Origin of the sequence: Thalassotalea euphylliae, from assembly GCF_042682785.1 — a bacterium.
Classification (GTDB): Bacteria; Pseudomonadota; Gammaproteobacteria; order Enterobacterales; family Alteromonadaceae; genus Thalassotalea_F; species Thalassotalea_F euphylliae.
In genome coordinates, this window is sequence record NZ_JBHUIB010000001.1 from 234,675 (window position 1) to 251,449 (window position 16,775).

The 16,775-nt window shown below is 43.3% G+C and carries 13 protein-coding genes and 4 tRNA genes; 1 reads left to right on the forward strand and 16 read right to left on the reverse strand.

What is annotated here, in order from left to right; translation table 11 throughout:
- Positions 1 to 62: 62 nt before the first annotated feature.
- The 14 genes from ACFSJY_RS01020 to dinB all read right to left on the reverse strand — a co-directional run bounded on the left by ACFSJY_RS01020 (position 63) and on the right by dinB (position 14,374).
- Complete coding sequence (locus ACFSJY_RS01020; protein ID WP_386030198.1) at positions 63 to 1,196, reverse strand: sodium ion-translocating decarboxylase subunit beta; 1,134 nt, start codon at positions 1,194 to 1,196, stop codon at positions 63 to 65.
- Between the two features lie 9 nt (positions 1,197 to 1,205).
- The gene (oadA, locus tag ACFSJY_RS01025; RefSeq protein ID WP_386030200.1) at positions 1,206 to 2,984 is read right to left on the reverse strand and encodes a sodium-extruding oxaloacetate decarboxylase subunit alpha; all 1,779 of its coding nucleotides are present in this window, start codon (positions 2,982 to 2,984) and stop codon (positions 1,206 to 1,208) included.
- A gap of 16 nt (positions 2,985 to 3,000) precedes the next feature.
- Positions 3,001 to 3,264, reverse strand: coding sequence for an OadG family protein (locus ACFSJY_RS01030; protein ID WP_386030202.1), 264 nt, complete (start codon positions 3,262 to 3,264; stop codon positions 3,001 to 3,003).
- A gap of 699 nt (positions 3,265 to 3,963) precedes the next feature.
- Positions 3,964 to 4,040 (reverse strand) — tRNA-Arg (locus ACFSJY_RS01035).
- 118 nt (positions 4,041 to 4,158) lie between these two features.
- A tRNA-Arg gene (locus ACFSJY_RS01040) sits at positions 4,159 to 4,235 on the reverse strand.
- 70 nt (positions 4,236 to 4,305) lie between these two features.
- Positions 4,306 to 4,382, reverse strand: a tRNA-Arg gene (locus ACFSJY_RS01045).
- 21 nt (positions 4,383 to 4,403) lie between these two features.
- Positions 4,404 to 4,496 (reverse strand) — tRNA-Ser (locus ACFSJY_RS01050).
- A 223-nt stretch (positions 4,497 to 4,719) separates the two neighbouring features.
- Entirely contained in the window at positions 4,720 to 7,449 is a 2,730-nt protein-coding gene (locus ACFSJY_RS01055) for a M16 family metallopeptidase (RefSeq protein ID WP_386030204.1), read from the reverse strand.
- A gap of 118 nt (positions 7,450 to 7,567) precedes the next feature.
- The gene (gene csrA, locus ACFSJY_RS01060; RefSeq protein ID WP_386030206.1) at positions 7,568 to 7,765 is read right to left on the reverse strand and encodes a carbon storage regulator CsrA; all 198 of its coding nucleotides are present in this window, start codon (positions 7,763 to 7,765) and stop codon (positions 7,568 to 7,570) included.
- A 134-nt stretch (positions 7,766 to 7,899) separates the two neighbouring features.
- A complete protein-coding gene (locus tag ACFSJY_RS01065; RefSeq protein ID WP_386030208.1) occupies positions 7,900 to 9,129 on the reverse strand; it encodes an aspartate kinase in 1,230 nt (409 codons plus the stop codon).
- 6 nt (positions 9,130 to 9,135) lie between these two features.
- On the reverse strand, positions 9,136 to 11,760 hold the full coding sequence (alaS, locus tag ACFSJY_RS01070; protein WP_386030210.1) for an alanine--tRNA ligase: 2,625 nt from the start codon (positions 11,758 to 11,760) through the stop codon (positions 9,136 to 9,138).
- A gap of 18 nt (positions 11,761 to 11,778) precedes the next feature.
- Entirely contained in the window at positions 11,779 to 12,219 is a 441-nt protein-coding gene (locus ACFSJY_RS01075) for a regulatory protein RecX (protein WP_386030212.1), read from the reverse strand.
- A 156-nt stretch (positions 12,220 to 12,375) separates the two neighbouring features.
- On the reverse strand, positions 12,376 to 13,224 hold the full coding sequence (locus tag ACFSJY_RS01080) for an MBL fold metallo-hydrolase (protein ID WP_386030214.1): 849 nt from the start codon (positions 13,222 to 13,224) through the stop codon (positions 12,376 to 12,378).
- 85 nt (positions 13,225 to 13,309) lie between these two features.
- The gene (dinB, locus tag ACFSJY_RS01085; protein WP_386030216.1) at positions 13,310 to 14,374 is read right to left on the reverse strand and encodes a DNA polymerase IV; all 1,065 of its coding nucleotides are present in this window, start codon (positions 14,372 to 14,374) and stop codon (positions 13,310 to 13,312) included.
- A 127-nt stretch (positions 14,375 to 14,501) separates the two neighbouring features.
- Between dinB and ACFSJY_RS01090 the strand changes: the two genes are divergently transcribed.
- Complete coding sequence (locus ACFSJY_RS01090; RefSeq protein WP_386030218.1) at positions 14,502 to 15,248, forward strand: substrate-binding periplasmic protein; 747 nt, start codon at positions 14,502 to 14,504, stop codon at positions 15,246 to 15,248.
- Between the two features lie 11 nt (positions 15,249 to 15,259).
- On the opposite strand, the gene nqrM is transcribed toward ACFSJY_RS01090, so the two are convergent.
- Together nqrM and ACFSJY_RS01100 are read right to left on the reverse strand one after the other, a co-directional pair.
- On the reverse strand, positions 15,260 to 15,481 hold the full coding sequence (gene nqrM / locus ACFSJY_RS01095; RefSeq protein WP_386030220.1) for a (Na+)-NQR maturation NqrM: 222 nt from the start codon (positions 15,479 to 15,481) through the stop codon (positions 15,260 to 15,262).
- Between the two features lie 166 nt (positions 15,482 to 15,647).
- Positions 15,648 to 16,679, reverse strand: coding sequence for an FAD:protein FMN transferase (locus ACFSJY_RS01100; RefSeq protein WP_386030222.1), 1,032 nt, complete (start codon positions 16,677 to 16,679; stop codon positions 15,648 to 15,650).
- Positions 16,680 to 16,775: the final 96 nt, after the last annotated feature.

Consider the following 16,775-nt stretch of genomic DNA (forward strand, 5'->3'; position numbering starts at 1 on the left):
CCAGTTGTTATCGCTGCCCCCCCCTCAGTGAGATTGGGCAGCGCTTTATTTACTGGCCTATATTATTGGCCTACTAGAGCAAGAAGAATACCAGCTGCTACCGCAGAGCCTAGTACACCCGCTACATTAGGTCCCATAGCATGCATCAATAAGAAATTATGAGGATTCGCCTCAAGTCCAACTTTATTCGCTACACGAGCCGCCATAGGCACAGCTGACACACCCGCTGCACCAATCAGTGGGTTAATAGGCTCTTTGCTTACTTTATTCATCAGCTTAGCCATCAACACACCTGACGCTGTACCAATAGAGAATGCAACAGCACCTAACGCCAAAATACCCAGCGTTTCAACATTTAAGAAAGCGTCAGCACTCAACTTAGAACCAACGCCTAAGCCTAAAAAGATAGTCACAATGTTGATCAACTCGTTTTGTGCGGTAGAGCTCAGGCGATCCACTACGCCACACTCTCTCATCAAGTTACCTAAGCAGAACATACCCACTAACGGTGTAGCTGCAGGTAGGAAGAAAATAGCCATCAATAACACAGCAAGTGGGAAAACGACTTTTTCCACCTTAGTAACATGTCGAAGCTGCGCCATTTCAATTTTACGTTCTTCTTCGTTGGTAAATAACTTCATGATAGGCGGCTGGATAATTGGCACTAATGCCATGTAAGAGTATGCTGCTACCGCTATTGCCCCTAATAATTCTGGCGCTAATTTAGATGCTAAGAAAATAGCCGTTGGCCCATCCGCACCACCAATAATCGCGATAGCAGAGGCATCTTGTAGTGTGAATTCAAAACCTGGCACTGCATTCAGTGCAATAGCACCAAACAGCGTAGCAAAAATACCAAACTGTGCCGCCGCTCCTAAAAACAATGTCTTAGGATTTGCAATCAAGGCACCAAAGTCAGTCATTGCCCCAACGCCCATAAAGATAAGCAAAGGGAAAATACCAGTATCAATACCTACATAGTAAACGTAATGAAGTAAACCACCTATTTCTGAAAAGCCTGCAACAGGGATATTGGTGAGAATGGCACCAAACCCCATCGGTAATAGTAAAAGCGGCTCAAAGTTTTTTGCTATTGCTAGGAATAACAAGCCACAACCGACCAACATCATAATGATTTGACCCATCTCGAAGTTGGCTAGGCCTGTCGACATCCAAAGCGTATGTAACTGCTCCATTCCGAACCCCTATGACAAGCTTAACAATACGTCGCCTACGGCAACAGAGTCGCCCTCACGAACATTCAAGCTAGCAACTGTTCCACCCGTAACAGCGCGGACTTCAGTTTCCATTTTCATCGCTTCCATAATGATGACCACATCACCTTCAGCGACGTTTTGCCCCTCACTGACAAGCACTTTAAAAATATTACCTGCCAAAGGCGCATTTAGTGTTTCTTCACCTGATACAGATGCAGTTTGTTTAATAGCAGCGTCGGCTGCAGAAGGCGCTACCGAGGTCACTGAGCCACTAGGCCCTACGACTACCTCAAACACTTTACCATCCACGCTAACTGAGTATCCCTCGGTAGGGCCAGCTACTGGAGCCGCAGATGTAGCTTTGGGCGCAATGTCTTCTTTTGTTGGTACCGGCTCAAATGCTTCAGGGTTGTTTCTATTTTCCAGGAACTTAAGACCAATTTGAGGGAACAACGCGTAGGTTAATACATCATCAATAATATCATCCGCAAGGGTTAAGCCTTTTTCCTTTGCGATACCCTCAAGCTCGGCGGTGAGCTTGTCCACTTCTGGATCAAGCAAGTCTGCCGGACGACACGTAATAGCCTCAGCGCCATCAAGCACACGGGCTTGTAGCTCTGCGTTTACCTCTGCAGGTGTCGCGCCATACTCACCTTTTAAGACACCAGATGTTTCTTTGGTAATAGTTTTGTAGCGCTCGCCTGTTAGCACGTTTAATACTGATTGAGTACCGACGATTTGTGATGTTGGGGTAACTAGGGGAATATAACCGAGATCTTTTCGTACGCGAGGGATCTCTTCTAATACCGCGTCAAACTTATCGGAAGCCCCCTGCTCTTTCAGCTGGCTTTCCATGTTTGTTAGCATGCCGCCAGGTACTTGCGCGAGCAAAATACGCGCGTCTACACCTTTTAGGCTACCTTCAAATTTTGCGTATTTCTCACGAACATCTCTGAAGTAAGCAGCTACTTCGGCAAGCTTTTCCAGATCCAGTCCGGTATCTCTTTCTGTACCTTCAACCATAGACACAACAGTTTCTGTTGGCGAATGGCCATAGGTTTGACTCATCGACGAGATAGATGTGTCAATAACATCAATATCACTCTCAATAGCCTTCATATGCGTTGCAACACTCAAACCTGTTGTAGCATGACAATGAACAGCAATAGGTAAGGCTACAGTCTCTTTTAAGCGGGTAATAAGCTCTTCAGCAACATAAGGCTTAAGAAGACCAGCCATATCTTTAATCGCCAATGAATGTGCGCCCATATCCTCAAGCTTTTTGGCCATATCTAGCCAGCCTTGCATGGTATGAACAGGGCTTTCCGTAAAACTTAACGTACCTTGAGCATGAGCCCCCACTTTTACCGCCGCTTTTATTGCTGTGTCCATATTGCGGGTGTCGTTCATTGCATCAAAGATACGGAATACGTCAACGCCATTAACATGTGCACGCTCAACGAACTTTTCGACAAGATCGTCAGCGTAGTGGCGATATCCCAAAATGTTTTGACCACGAAATAGCATTTGCTGCTTGGTATTAGGCATTGCCTTTTTGAGTTCACGAATACGGTGCCATGGATCCTCACCTAAATAACGGATACAAGAATCAAATGTTGCTCCGCCCCAAGATTCGATCGACCAAAAGCCTATTTCATCGAGTTTCGGCGCGATAGGAAGCATATCTTCCAAGCGCAAACGCGTTGCTAATAAAGATTGATGTCCATCGCGTAAGACTACTTCTGTGATACCTAGTGGTTTTGTCATGACCATGCTCCTATTATTATTTATTATGCTTCTGGCGGTATTGAGTGACTGCCGCTGAAATTGCGGCGACTACAGAGGGTGAGACACCGTCCTTGTCTGTGACTTTATTAACTGTAGGACGAGTAACAGATTGTGCAACCGGATCAGGGAATTTATTGGCTAAGGGGGCAAGAACAGTGTTGATTATAACCACCAATATACCCAAAAAGGCAAATACGAATACCATTCCAGCCAGCATTAAGGTACCAGCTTCGACAAATGTTTGGCTAAGTGACTCCATTTGTTACTCTCTTTCTAATTATTAGTCATATTAGAATAATCACTCCAATATTAAAAAATCAATCAAGAATTAACCAATTTGCATAAAAAGCTTCTCGTCAAGAGCAAAAAAGTCAAAATTTATTAATAATTCAGTTTATTTTGATATTTATTCATACAAAGTCACATAAAAAGAACACTTTGTATATCGTATTCCTACTGATGGTTAATGACATAGTCCATACATCTAATAGTTTAAGGACATGAATCACCATTAAAGTTGTATATACAAAATGAATAGAACGGCGTATTTTGACTAAATAACTATCCAGTTTCGCTATTTTGCAAGGTAGAAAAGTAGTAGTTTTAAAAAACTATAGACTAAATTGGCTTTAACACATCAAAAAATATACTTAATAGCGCCTTACTAAGCACTTTAGCTACTCAAAGTTCCCATTGAGCTATGCGTACAACGCTTCAAAGTTATGGGTCGTCAAACTGATAGATGGTCTAGCGGGGGTTGAGAAATTAGTCTCTAAAGGCAAAAAAACCGGCAATTAAGTCGGTTTCTAGGAAAAGTGGCGGACGCGGCAGGAGTCGAACCTGCGACCGCAAAAGGGTTCCGTAACCAACTATTCTAGACAAGCTATCCAGCTAAACTTCACGAAAGCCCTAAATAAAAGGCACAAAAAAACCGGCAAAAAGCCGGTTTCAGAAAAAGTGGCGGACGCGGCAGGAGTCGAACCTGCGACCGCCTGGTTCGTAGCCAGGTACTCTATCCAGCTGAGCTACGCGTCCGCGGTCAGTCGTTTTTTTATATCCCGATGTAAGGATACTAGTTCTTATTTATCTAGCTTACTAGTCGCTACCCTGTAAAGATAAAAAAACCAGCCTTACGACTGGTTCTATATCAATGTGGCGGACGCGGCAGGAGTCGAACCTGCGACCGCCTGGTTCGTAGCCAGGTACTCTATCCAGCTGAGCTACGCGTCCGCGGTATACTAACTTCTTTATCCAGCCTTAATATTAGCTGCAAAAATACGAATTACCACTTTAAGAAAAGTGGCGGACGCGGCAGGAGTCGAACCTGCGACCGCCTGGTTCGTAGCCAGGTACTCTATCCAGCTGAGCTACGCGTCCGTCGCAAACCATTGAAGTCAATGGCGGTGAGAGAGGGATTCGAACCCTCGATACAGCTACAAACTGTATACTCCCTTAGCAGGGGAGCGCCTTCAGCCTCTCGGCCATCTCACCAGTGGGTGCGAATATTAATGGTTTAGAAAAATAAGTCAATTGGTTTTTTAACTTTTTCGACCGTTTGTCGAGATTTCAATCAACACGTGCAGATTTAAGACAGTTCAATCGATTAAATCACCGTAATTACGACACCTAACTATGTATTTATTAGACAGATATATTTCATCAGTAAATAAAAAAGGCTGCTTTAATAGCAGCCTTTTTCTTATCGTTAACAATGCTATTTCACCTTGCTAAAGTCGCCACCTTTTAAGATAGAGAAATTCTCTTGCTTAAGGTATTTTTTAACAACCTTATGAAGGTCCTTAGCGGTTAATTTCGCTAATTTCTCTTCATATTTTTTGCTGAATTGCATCGTTTTACCATGATATAGATTACTGTTCAGTTTACCCACTAGTTCATTATCTTGTGAACGACTGACACGTTTTCCTTGCAATAGACCTGATTTTGCAGATTCTACTTCTTCTTCGGTAAATCCATCTTTGATTAAGCGCGCAAGTTCCTCTTTAAAGCCAATTTCGACTTTGTTGAGGTTCTGCGGTGCACAAATAGCATATGCCCCCATTGAAGCACGAGCATCACTGCTGCTCATACGAACAAAAGAGCCCGCTCCGTAGCTTAAGCCGTCTTGCTGTCTTAAACGGGTTGCTAGTCGACTATTCAAAAAGCCACCACCAAAAATGTAGTTAGCAAGTTCCAGTGCTGGTGCATCTTTGCTATTAACACCAACAGGCAAGCTGGTTAACGCGACAAACACGGCATTTTCTTTGTCTGGCGTATTGAACTCCTGATCTTTCACTTTTAATTTGTGATAAGGGTGAGCGATACGCTGGTACGCTTCTCTCGACTTCCAGTTACCAAATAACGAATTTATCAGATCAACGACGGCTTTCTCATTAAAGTCACCTACAACACTGATTTGCATGCTATTCGCGCTATAGAACTGTTTATGAAACGCCTTTAAATCGTCTAACTTAACTGTCTTAAGCGCGGCCAACTCTTCTTCCATCGTTGATATATAACGAGGATGCGTTTTGCCGAATGGACTTTGACGACGACTGTACTCTCTAAAGACAATAGCCTGTGGATCTTGTAACTGTGTTTCAAGGTCAACCTTAGCAGCAGCAAGCACTTGCTCGAATTCTTTCTGATCAAAGCGTGGAGCCTGCAATACTTCAGCCATTAACTTCATTGCAGGAACTAAATTAGACTTAACCGTTTCTAACGACGCAGAAGCACCCTCTGCGCCACCACCAATCCGAGCATTGGTTTTAATTTTATCAAACTCATCCTTTAGTTGTTCTCGGTTCATAGTACGCGTACCACGCATCAGCATCGAACCCGTTAAATCACCAATCAACGCTTTATTTTGCAATGAGTCAAGTGTTCCCATCTGCGTTGCTAAACGAACCTGCACCGTTTCACCACGCGTTTTCTTTTTAAGCAGTGATACTTTTATGCCGTTGTCTAACGTGAAAGACTTAGTGCGCTTGTCGATATTGTCGTGGCTAGGATCAAAAGCTTCTCCTTGGGCAACCCCTTTACGACCTTTATAGCCTTCAACCAGCGCTTGAACACTTTCGACTTTAGGAATCTCGATACGTTGGGATTCACTTGTTGGAATAAAGCGACCTAACGTACGGTTATTCTGTTGTAGGTATTTTTCGGCAACAGCTTGCACTTCTTGTACCGTAACCTTCTCGATACCATCACGGTTTAAAAACATTAAACGCCAATCGCCCATTCCCAGCCACTCACTTAGTTCAAGTGCGATACTTTCAGAGGAATTAAATGCTAAGTCTATGTTTTTCATCAACGTACGCTTAGCACGTTCTACTTCTTCGTTGGTAAAAGGTTTACTCTCTATAGACTCTAGTACCGTTAGTAAGCCCATTTCAGCGGTTTTTATGTCTTTCTGTTTATCAACTTGTGCGAAATAAAGTGCAACACCAGGGTCCTGCCACTGAAAGTTAAAACCAAAGGTACGCGCGGCAACTTTATTTTCAACTAATGTCTTGTGTAAACGACCTGTCGCGTTAGCCCCTAAAATCTCTGTTGCTACATTTAGTGCTGCAAATTCAGGGTGCGAACCTGCAGGTACATGATATGCAGCTCCAACCAGCTGAGCGTCTCCTACACGGCGAACCGTTACTTCTCGCTCACCATCTTGAGCAGGTTCTTCAGTGTATAGAGGTTGAATGACTCGGTCTGGCTTAGGAATAACACCAAAGTACTTTTCAACCAACGCTAGCATGTCATCATTTTCAAACTTACCCGCCACAATAAGCGTTGCGTTATCCGGCTGATAATATTTTTTATAAAACGCTTGTAGACGTTCAATATTGACATTTTCGAGGTCTGAACGCGCGCCTATGGTTGATTTACCATAGTTATGCCATTCAAACGCTGATGCCAACATACGCTGGAGCGTGATACGGAATGGGCTATTTTCACCACGTTCAAACTCATTGCGAACTACCGTCATTTCACTGTCTAAATCTTTCTTCGCGATAAAGGAGTTGACCATACGATCAGCTTCCATATCTAGCGCCCAGTTAATGTTTTCCGGACTTGCAGTGAAAGTTTCAAAATAATTAGTTCTATCAGTCCATGTGGTGCCATTGGGACGAGCACCGTGCGCACTTAATTCGGCAGGAATATCTGGGTGTCTCGGCGTGCCTTTAAACACCAAATGCTCAAGCAAGTGAGCCATACCAGTCTCACCGTAATTTTCATGTTTAGAACCAACTCGATAAGTCACATTGACTGTAACGGTCTCTTTGGTTTGATCAGGGAATAATAGTACCTGCAAGCCATTATCAAGCTTGTATTCAGAAATCCCCTCAATCTCAGTTACCTTTTCAGCAGCCAAAGCAAATGATGAGAGTGTTGTAACAGAGAGAAGCAGCGAGCCAACGACAGCAAGGCGGCTGGCATTCAACAAGAACATCCCGTTCTCCTTATTTTTTACAAATTATTAACGTTAGTGCAGACAAGAACTTAAAGGAATGGAATAGATTTGTATAGATATTTTAGGCAGAAAAAAGGCCGGCATTGCCGACCTTTCTTTAGAATTGATTACCGTTTGCGTCCGAATCGCCTTTTTCGGCTTGTATACGCATGTAAATTTCTTCACGGTGAACCGAGACTTCTTTCGGTGCATTAACACCAATTCGAACCTGGTTACCTTTAACACCTAACACCGTGACTGTGACATCGTCACCAATCATTAACGTTTCACCAACGCGACGAGTTAAAATTAACATTCTACCGTTCCTTTAAGTATGAATTGAGATCCACTAAATATTTTAAAAGCTAGTTTTTGGTCATCGACCTAATTTAAGTTAGTCTATTTTTAACAAAAATTCATGAACTTAATTCATAAAAAGCCTAAAAATAACTACTTAGCTGACAAATCCAAACCAAATTCACTGTGTAACATACGTACAGCCTGAATCAGCTTTGACTCATCGATTACAACAGAAAGTGAAATTTCTGAGGTTGAAATTAATTTAATTTCAATGTGGTCTGACGCGAGCACCGACAGCGTGTCGCCGATTACATTTGCGTGAGATTTTATGCCCACTCCAACTACAGATATTGTAGCAACAGAGTCGAGGACGTGAATAGTACCAAACTTGTTACACTTTGTAATCCGCTCAAGCGCACTTTTTGTACAACTCAACGTGTTTCTCGGGATAGTAAAAGCCAATCGATTTAATTTCTCTTGGTTATCACATAACGTTGTTAGGTTGGTTGTAACACCCTCCTCTTCGAGCGTTTTAAACACCTGTGCGATCGTTTGATGGTCAATATCGTCTATTGTCACCAATGCTTCTTGCTGTTGATGGCAAACTGCGGTCACGGGTTTGTTACGCTGATGTTCAGCAAGTAGTGTCTGTTTTGTCATGACCTGTGTTCCTGTGCCTTTTACTAAACTACTCAATACTCTTATTGGCATTTCGTGCCTGAAGGCATACTCGACAGCTCTGTCTTGTAGCACTTTTGCACCAAGGCTAGCCATCACTAACATTTCGTCGAAACTGATGGCGGGGATCTTGGTCACATTATTAACCAGTCGAGGATCTGCCGTATATACACCATCAACATCAGTAAATATCTGACATTCACTAGCCCCCAGAGCTACGGCTAATGCAACCGCACTCGTGTCTGACCCCCCGCGACCTAAGGTAGTGATATTATTATCTCTATCCTGACCTTGAAAGCCTGCAACTACGATAACCTGTTCTTGTGCCAATGCTTGATGAAGTCGCTCGGTTTCTATGTGCTCAATTCTCGCATTGCCAAATCGATTATTGGTTTTTATACCAATTTGATGAGCTAGTAGTGAAATAGCAGAAATACCGCGCTGAATAAGTGCAATAGACAACAGCGAAATGCTGACTTGCTCGCCAGATGAGAGAAGCATATCGAGCTCTCTTGTCGCAGGTTCGCTGTCTAGCTGTTGTGCTAACCCTAATAGACGATTAGTTTCGCCAGACATTGCTGACAACACGACAACCACTTGATGGCCTTGTCGAACGGTAGCAATGATATTTTCAGCTACCGCCTCAATACGAGAAAGGGAACCCACAGAGGTTCCCCCATATTTTTGAACGATGACCGCCACTAGTGATTAACTAAGTTTTTCAGCTAACCAAGGTTGAACGGTTTCTAACGCTGTCCCAATGTTTTCTGGTTGGCTACCGCCAGCTTGGGCCATGTCAGGGCGCCCACCACCTTTACCGCCAACTTGTTGAGCGACCATATTTACTAGTTCGCCAGCTTTAACACGATCAGTTAAATCTTTAGTCACACCAGCAATCAGGCCTACTTTTCCACCATTAGCTGTTGCCAGCATAATGATGCCTGAACCCATTTTCACTTTAAGTTCGTCAACCATTCCACGAAGCGCTTTCGACTCAACACCATCTAAGTCCGCAATGAGTGCTTTTACGCCGTTAATTTCAACCGCTTGGCTTACCAAGTCACCACTTGCAGCAGCATTCAGTTGCTGCTTAAGCTGACTAATTTCTTTTTCTAATTGCTTAGTACGTGTGATCATTTGCTCTACTTTTGATGTAGAACTTGGGACATCAGACTTCACTAACGAAGCAATCATCGCCAATGTATCTGCTTGGCTGTCGATGAAGCTCAATGCAGCTTCTGCAGTCACCGCTTCTATACGGCGAATACCTGCGGCAATTCCTGATTCAGAGACAATCTTGAATAATCCAATATCACCTGTGCGCTCTACATGCACACCACCGCATAGTTCGATAGAGCAACCGTCAAATGAGACAACACGGACTTCGTCATCGTACTTTTCGCCAAACAAGGCCATCGCGCCTTTTTCTTTCGCTTGGTCGATATGCATTAAATCAGTTTCTTGAGAAATATTGCGGCGAATTTCTTCGTTTACTTTCTTTTCGATAGTACGCAGTTGCTCTGCTGTCACCGCTTCATAATGCGAGAAGTCAAAACGTAATTTATCTGGGTCCACCAATGAACCTTTTTGTGTCACGTGCTCACCTAATTCTGCACGCAACACCGCATGTAAAATATGTGTTGCCGTATGGTTTTTGATGATTTTTGCGCGACGTTCGCTATCAATTTCAGCACTCACACGACGGTTAACACCCATGGTTACTTTTGCCACACCATGGTGCGCAAAGGCATTACCAACTTTTACCGTATCAGTTACTTCGAATACGCCACCGTCTAAGTGCAAAATACCAGTATCGCCTACTTGACCACCTGACTCAGCATAAAATGGCGTGTTATCTAGAACAACCACACCTTTCTCACCCGGTTGTAATTCTGCCGTTGGCTCACCGTCTTTAAATAGCTCAACAATAGTCGCTGAATATTCATGTTTGTCGTAGCCTTTAAATTGCGTTTGCTTATCAGACTTCAACTGTTCGTTGTAATCAGTACCAAACTGGCTAGCTTGTTGCGCACGCTCGCGTTGCAAACCCATGGCTACATCAAAGCCATTTTGGTCAATCTTCAGCATACGCTCACGTGCGATATCCGCTGTTAAATCAGCAGGGAAACCATACGTGTCGTACAATTTAAAGACGTCGTCACCGTTTATAGTGTCGCCTTCAAGATCCTTGATAATATCCTCAAGTAGCGCCATACCTCGGTCTAGCGTACGACCAAACTGCTCTTCTTCAATACGTAGCATTTTTTCAACAACAGCCTGCTGTTGCACAAGCTCTGGATAGGCTTCGCCCATTTGCTCAATCAATGCTGCCACAAGTTTGTGGAAGAAAAAGTCTTTTGCGCCAAGCTTATGACCGTGGCGAATAGCACGACGAATGATACGGCGAAGAACGTAACCACGCCCTTCGTTTGACGGCATCACACCATCCGCGATCATAAAGCTACATGAGCGGATATGGTCGGCAATAACACGTAGTGACTTGTTCTCTAAGTCATCAGCCTCAAGAAGCTTTGCAGCTGCGCCGATAAGCCCTTGGAAAATATCGATTTCGTAGTTACTGTGAACGCCTTGCATAATGGCTGAAATACGCTCAAGCCCCATACCTGTATCTACTGACGGTTTTGGTAATGGTTCCATTGTTCCGTCGCCATGACGGTTAAATTGCATGAAAACTAGGTTCCAAATTTCAATGAAGCGATCACCGTCTTCTTCAGGAGAGCCCGGAGGACCTCCCCAAATGTGTTCGCCGTGATCATAGAAGATCTCTGAACAAGGGCCACATGGACCTGTATCGCCCATTGACCAGAAGTTGTCTGAATCGTATTGCTTGCCGCCTTTCTTATCACCGATGCGGATAATCTTTTCTGCTGGCACGCCAACTTGCTTGTTCCAGATATCAAACGCTTCGTCATCTGTCTCGTAAACCGTTACAAGCAATTTTTCTTCTGGCAAGCCTAATACTTTGGTTAAGAACTCCCAACCAAAATTAATTGCATCTTGCTTGAAGTAATCGCCAAAACTGAAGTTACCTAGCATTTCAAAAAATGTGTGGTGACGTGCTGTGTAACCTACGTTTTCTAAGTCATTGTGTTTACCACCTGCGCGCACACAACGCTGTGAAGAAGTAGCTCGCGTATAGCTGCGCTTTTCCGCGCCTAAGAAAACGTCTTTGAATGGCACCATACCGGCGTTCGTAAATAGCAATGTGGCATCGTTTCCTGGTACCAAAGAACTACTTTGAACAATTTGGTGTTGCTTCGAGGCAAAGAAATTTAAAAATGCCTGACGTATTTCAGCACTACTTCTAATCATGGGATTATTCCAATTAACTTAATATTCTGGGTTCAATGCCGCCATGCACTCATCTATCGAGAAGCCGCGGTACTGTAAAAATCTTAATCTTTTTGCCTTGTCTTTCTGATCAGCAATTGAGGTGCCACCGAATCGTTTTTCGTAGGCTTGTTGCGCTTGTTCATACCAATCAACACCAAGTTCAGTTAACACAGGTTGGTAGATATCTTTATGCACACCCTTTTGCGCTAAATCTTGTCGAATACGCTGCCAACCATAGCCTCGGCTGACCTTATTGCGAATCATACTTTCGGCATAACGTATATTGGACAGGTAGTTGTTCTCGATTAAGAACGCAATCACAACTTTCACATCGTCGCGATCAAATGAACGTACTGTAAGCTTTTGAAGCAGCTCTTTTTCAGAATGTTCACGGCGAGAAAGCAATCCAATAGCCGAGTGCAGTATTTCTTTATTCAACAACTAAAACGACAGACAAATAATAGTCGGTATTCTACCTATAAAACCCGTGCAATGTGTAGTGCTTTTATTCGATTTTTGCGCGCAAAATCGCATGTAGAATGGGATTGGGCAACGAAGTAGCTGCCCAATTGAGTGTTGTGAAAACTGATGTGGTTATTTATAGGCGGCTATTAGGGTTTTTAACCAACGTTCTTCCGTAATAAAACGCCATGACAAATGCTTGTATTGAGGTTGAATACCGGCTGCTAAAATCTGCTCTTCTGTTTTACCTTCTTTGAGGTAACCTTTGACCAGTTTAATTGAGTCTCTGATCATTTGAGCAAACGCCTTCAAACCGGCTTTGTCTGTTAGCTTTCCATGACCGGGAATAATCACTACATCGTCAGGATAGTTAGCAATCATATGTTCGACATTTTTCAGATAGCCATCCACAGATCCGCCGCCTTTGGTATCAACATAGGGAAAGCCAAGCTCAAAAAATAAATCACCAGTATGCAGCACATTCGCATTTTTAAAGTAAACCACTGTATCGCTGTCGGTATGGCCGCCTGGTAAGTGTGTTAACAACACTTCTTCATTATCTAAATGAATCGTCACGCCTTGGTCATAAGTAACGACAGGTAGCGCATCTTCAGTTAGTTTTTCATTAGACTTCAAACGGTTGCGAACATTATGATGCGCAAAAATAGGTGCTTTGTGGGAAAAGTAGCTATTACTGCCGGTATGGTCGCCATGGTAATGGGTGTTAACAATGTATTTTAGCGGCTTGTCTTCTAATGTTTTCAGCGCTGCTTCAATTTTTTCTGCAAGAGGCGCATATTGGTCATCAACCATCAGCAACCCTTTCGGAGTGGCAAGCACACCGATATTGCCGCCAGAACCTTGTAGCATGTATACCTGTCCAGCCGCCTTCTGTGCGGTTATGTTAACGTCTGAAAAGTCTCTTGCTTGAGCGGACAAGCTCAGTGCCAGTGCTGATAGGGTAACGATGAATTTTTTCATAAAAGTTTTCTTCTAGTTTTTATATATCGTGAAGCTATTACGACTCTAGAAGATCTAAGATCAATTGTACAGTACGTAACCAAGGCTAGAGATTTAGGGCTAATTGAATATCTTCCTGTGCCTCAGGAGACGTCTTGTGTTCTCGAAACCCTACAAATATCCCCACTAATCTTACCGGCTTGTCTTCGCCTCTCAGAAAGGCTTTCTCAATAAGGTCAGCGAAGATCGACTCATCAGGTTCCATACCTTGAGTCTCCATCGTGGTTTGTGTGAAATCATTGAATTTAAGCTTAACGCCTAGTTTGCTGATCGTTTTACTTTTATGCGGTGAAAGCCGGTGAAGTAACTTTTCCATCAAGTTAGGAAGCTGCGCAACACATGCGCCGGCAGTTGGCAAATCATCCTGATAAGTGCGCTCTACCCCCACCGATTTTCTCACGCGATTAGTCTTGACGCTTCGGTGGTCTTGACCAAAGCCATAGTCATAAAGCCGCTCTGCAAAACTTCCTACAACGCTAGTCAACGCAGCTACCGAACTTTCCCTGATATCTTTACAGGTCGTAAAGCCTTGACTAGCAAGCTTTTCAGCGGTCTTAGGCCCAATTCCAGGAATTTTTCGCAAAGGCAATTCTTCAACAAAAGCGGCCACTTTATCGGGAGACACCACGCATTGTCCGTTAGGTTTGTTTTCGTCTGAAGCAATTTTGGCAAGAAACTTATTGGGTGCAACGCCAGCCGACGCAGTAAGTTGTAACTCGCGAAATATGCTGGCCCGTATCTCTTCTGCAATCAGCGTTGCACTGCCTTGGCACTGCGGGCAATCGGTTACATCAAGGTAAGCTTCATCGAGTGACAACGGCTCGATAAGCTGAGTATAGCGCGAAAATATCTCTCGAATGTGTGCAGATACCTCCTTATATACATCCATGCGCCCATGCACTATAACTAAATCAGGGCACAGTTGTTTCGCACGCATTGCAGGCATCGCTGATCGCACACCATGCCGACGAGCAATATAATTGCATGTAGAAAGTACACTTCGCTTACCATCGCCGCCAACAGCCAATGGCACTTGTTGATACTGAGGATTGTCGCGCATCTCAACCGCAGCATAGAAACAATCCATGTCGACATGAATAATTTTTCGCATGGTTCCTACTCGACAAACAACTGTATATTTATATAGTACACAAACTGACACCCAAAGAACAAGTCACCAAGAAGCAAACTTTAGATATACTGCTAAACTTCTACTAAAGCCGAACCTGTCCATCACTATGAAGTATTTTTTTGCACTATGTTGTCTTTGGTGTTCTAGCGCACTCGCTGCGAAGTCTAAGATAGTTACTGCACTTGAGGCATTCCCCCCTCTGATAACGGCAGACGGAAAAGGCCTCGTTATTGATTTGCTAGAAGAAATAGAAGCTAAATCAAATTATCAATTTGAAGTGTCTATCATGACCTACGCCCGCTCTAAAAGAGAACTGTTCAGTAAAAGAGCACAGTTAATCGGATTAACCCCAAAACAACAAGAAACAGAAGAGTTTTACGATTTTGCCCAAGAACTTGACTGGGAAATACCAGCGAGTGTCGATTTGTTTGTCACGGATAAAGCAAAAATAGCGAACTATAAATCGATGTACATCGGTGTACCCACCGGAAATGCCGACTTCTTCAGTGAATTACTCAATATACCCAGAACCAACTTTGTAGAAGTCACTCACCTCAATCAACTCACGAAGATGCTATCAATAGGACGAATCGACGGTATTATTTTTGAGAGAATTGCTGTAACAGAAACGATTCGCCAGACTGGTGATAATGGTATTTATTATCATCAATTGGCAATAACACCTGCCTCACTGGCGGTATCGAATAGCCCAGAAGGAAGGATTTTAAGAAATGAGCTGGACTATTATATAAGAAAGGTTAACACAGATAGTATTTTTGAAACCTACAACCACTATTTGAACTTGCCAACATCGGGCAGCGTAAAATCCTTGTTGGAGATTACGCCCCCCTAACTATTTTGGTACTAAATATTTTTGATATCTATGCGGTTTTTTTCCAACTCGGCTTTACGTTCACGCTCTTGTCTTGCTTCACATGGATTATCACAATCACATTCTTTATCAATGCCAATTGTGCTCAACCCACCACAGCTTCCAGCCAGCGATTTTTGTTGGAAAATATAACCCACTGCCATGCCTAGCGCGATCAGTAGAAATAACCCTAACGTAATAAGAAATACAGCCATCAATGTTTCCAAGCATTTGAATCAAAAATTAACGCCAAAAGCGCGCTAGCGAATAATTTATTGTGCTGAGAGATTTCGGGTTCAGACGTGCTGTAAACACACGGCATATAAACATATGCAAGTATTACCAGCGCAGTGTGAAACTGAAATCGCAACGGAAAATAAATTATTTCAAATAGGGCAAGAATTTTACCGTATTAATCTCTTCAAAACCATCGTCAGTTTTGACTATCATCATCACAGCTAAATCTTGCGCCTTAGCAAACGCCAAACCTTTTTCTGGGCCCATCACCATTATCGCGGTGGACAAACCATCTGCCGTCATCGATGACGGATGAATTACTGTTACGGAAACAAGCTTGTGATCGATCGGTAAACCAGTTTCCGGATTAATAATATGCGAATATCGCTTGCCATCGACTTCAATATAATTGCGATAATCGCCTGATGTAGCCACTGCGTTGTCTTGAGGCACGACAACTTGATGAACACTGCGCTCGGAAGTAACTGGCTTTTCAACCGCTATATGCCACAAGGTGCCATTGGCTTTAAAGCCTTTTAGACGCATTTCACCACCAATTTCCACAAGGTAATTGTTAATGCCTTTCCCTTCCAGTAAGTCGGCAACTACGTCAACTCCCCACCCTTTCGCGATAGTCGACAAGTCTAAATAGATGTCTGGCTGGGTTTTCGACAACCCCGTTTCATCCAATATGATTTTCTCTAGACCTATTCGTGCTCTTGCGCTTGCCTGTTCTTCAGGTGTCGGTACTCGCTCTGGTTTGTAGTCTGGACCAAACCCCCATAAATTAACTAAAGGTCCAACGGTCACGTCTAACATGCCATTAGTGATGTCTCCTAAACGCAAAGCTTCGACCAACACTGTTCTAAAGCCCGGCGAAATCGATAAAGGCTGTTCACCGCTGCTTTGGTTAAACGTGCTGATTTCAGAATCTTTCTGATAGGTCGACATTTCATTGTTCACTTGCACCAAAGCAGCATCGATATCTTGCTGTAATGTGGCCAAGTCATAAGCATCTTTTTTAGCCACTACTTTGATATTGTAAGTGGTGCCCATTGTGCTGCCCTGCAGCAGAAACTCTTGTTTTCCATTTGGATCTGGCGCAGGAAAACAGGCGGTGAGAACCAATGTAAGCGCGAAGACGTAATAGACTTTTAAATTTAAAAAACGAACCATGAAAAAGCGTGCCCTTGAAAATTTGTCGCTATTCTAGCAAATACCCAAACGCAAAAATACTGACGAATAAACAGCGTAGTAAGACGAGTAAACTTA

What these genes read in the sequence shown, in the direction of transcription:
- ACFSJY_RS01020 (WP_386030198.1), bottom strand. Translation starts at nt 1,196, where the DNA reads ATGGAGCAGTTACATACGCTTTGGATGTCGACAGGCCTAGCCAACTTC.
- oadA (WP_386030200.1), bottom strand. Translation starts at nt 2,984, where the DNA reads ATGACAAAACCACTAGGTATCACAGAAGTAGTCTTACGCGATGGACAT.
- ACFSJY_RS01030 (WP_386030202.1), bottom strand. Translation starts at nt 3,264, where the DNA reads ATGGAGTCACTTAGCCAAACATTTGTCGAAGCTGGTACCTTAATGCTG.
- ACFSJY_RS01055 (WP_386030204.1), bottom strand. Translation starts at nt 7,449, where the DNA reads ATGTTCTTGTTGAATGCCAGCCGCCTTGCTGTCGTTGGCTCGCTGCTT.
- csrA (WP_386030206.1), bottom strand. Translation starts at nt 7,765, where the DNA reads ATGTTAATTTTAACTCGTCGCGTTGGTGAAACGTTAATGATTGGTGAC.
- alaS (WP_386030210.1), bottom strand. Translation starts at nt 11,760, where the DNA reads ATGATTAGAAGTAGTGCTGAAATACGTCAGGCATTTTTAAATTTCTTT.
- ACFSJY_RS01080 (WP_386030214.1), bottom strand. Translation starts at nt 13,224, where the DNA reads ATGAAAAAATTCATCGTTACCCTATCAGCACTGGCACTGAGCTTGTCC.
- dinB (WP_386030216.1), bottom strand. Translation starts at nt 14,374, where the DNA reads ATGCGAAAAATTATTCATGTCGACATGGATTGTTTCTATGCTGCGGTT.
- ACFSJY_RS01090 (WP_386030218.1), top strand. Translation starts at nt 14,502, where the DNA reads ATGAAGTATTTTTTTGCACTATGTTGTCTTTGGTGTTCTAGCGCACTC.
- nqrM (WP_386030220.1), bottom strand. Translation starts at nt 15,481, where the DNA reads ATGGCTGTATTTCTTATTACGTTAGGGTTATTTCTACTGATCGCGCTA.
- ACFSJY_RS01100 (WP_386030222.1), bottom strand. Translation starts at nt 16,679, where the DNA reads ATGGTTCGTTTTTTAAATTTAAAAGTCTATTACGTCTTCGCGCTTACA.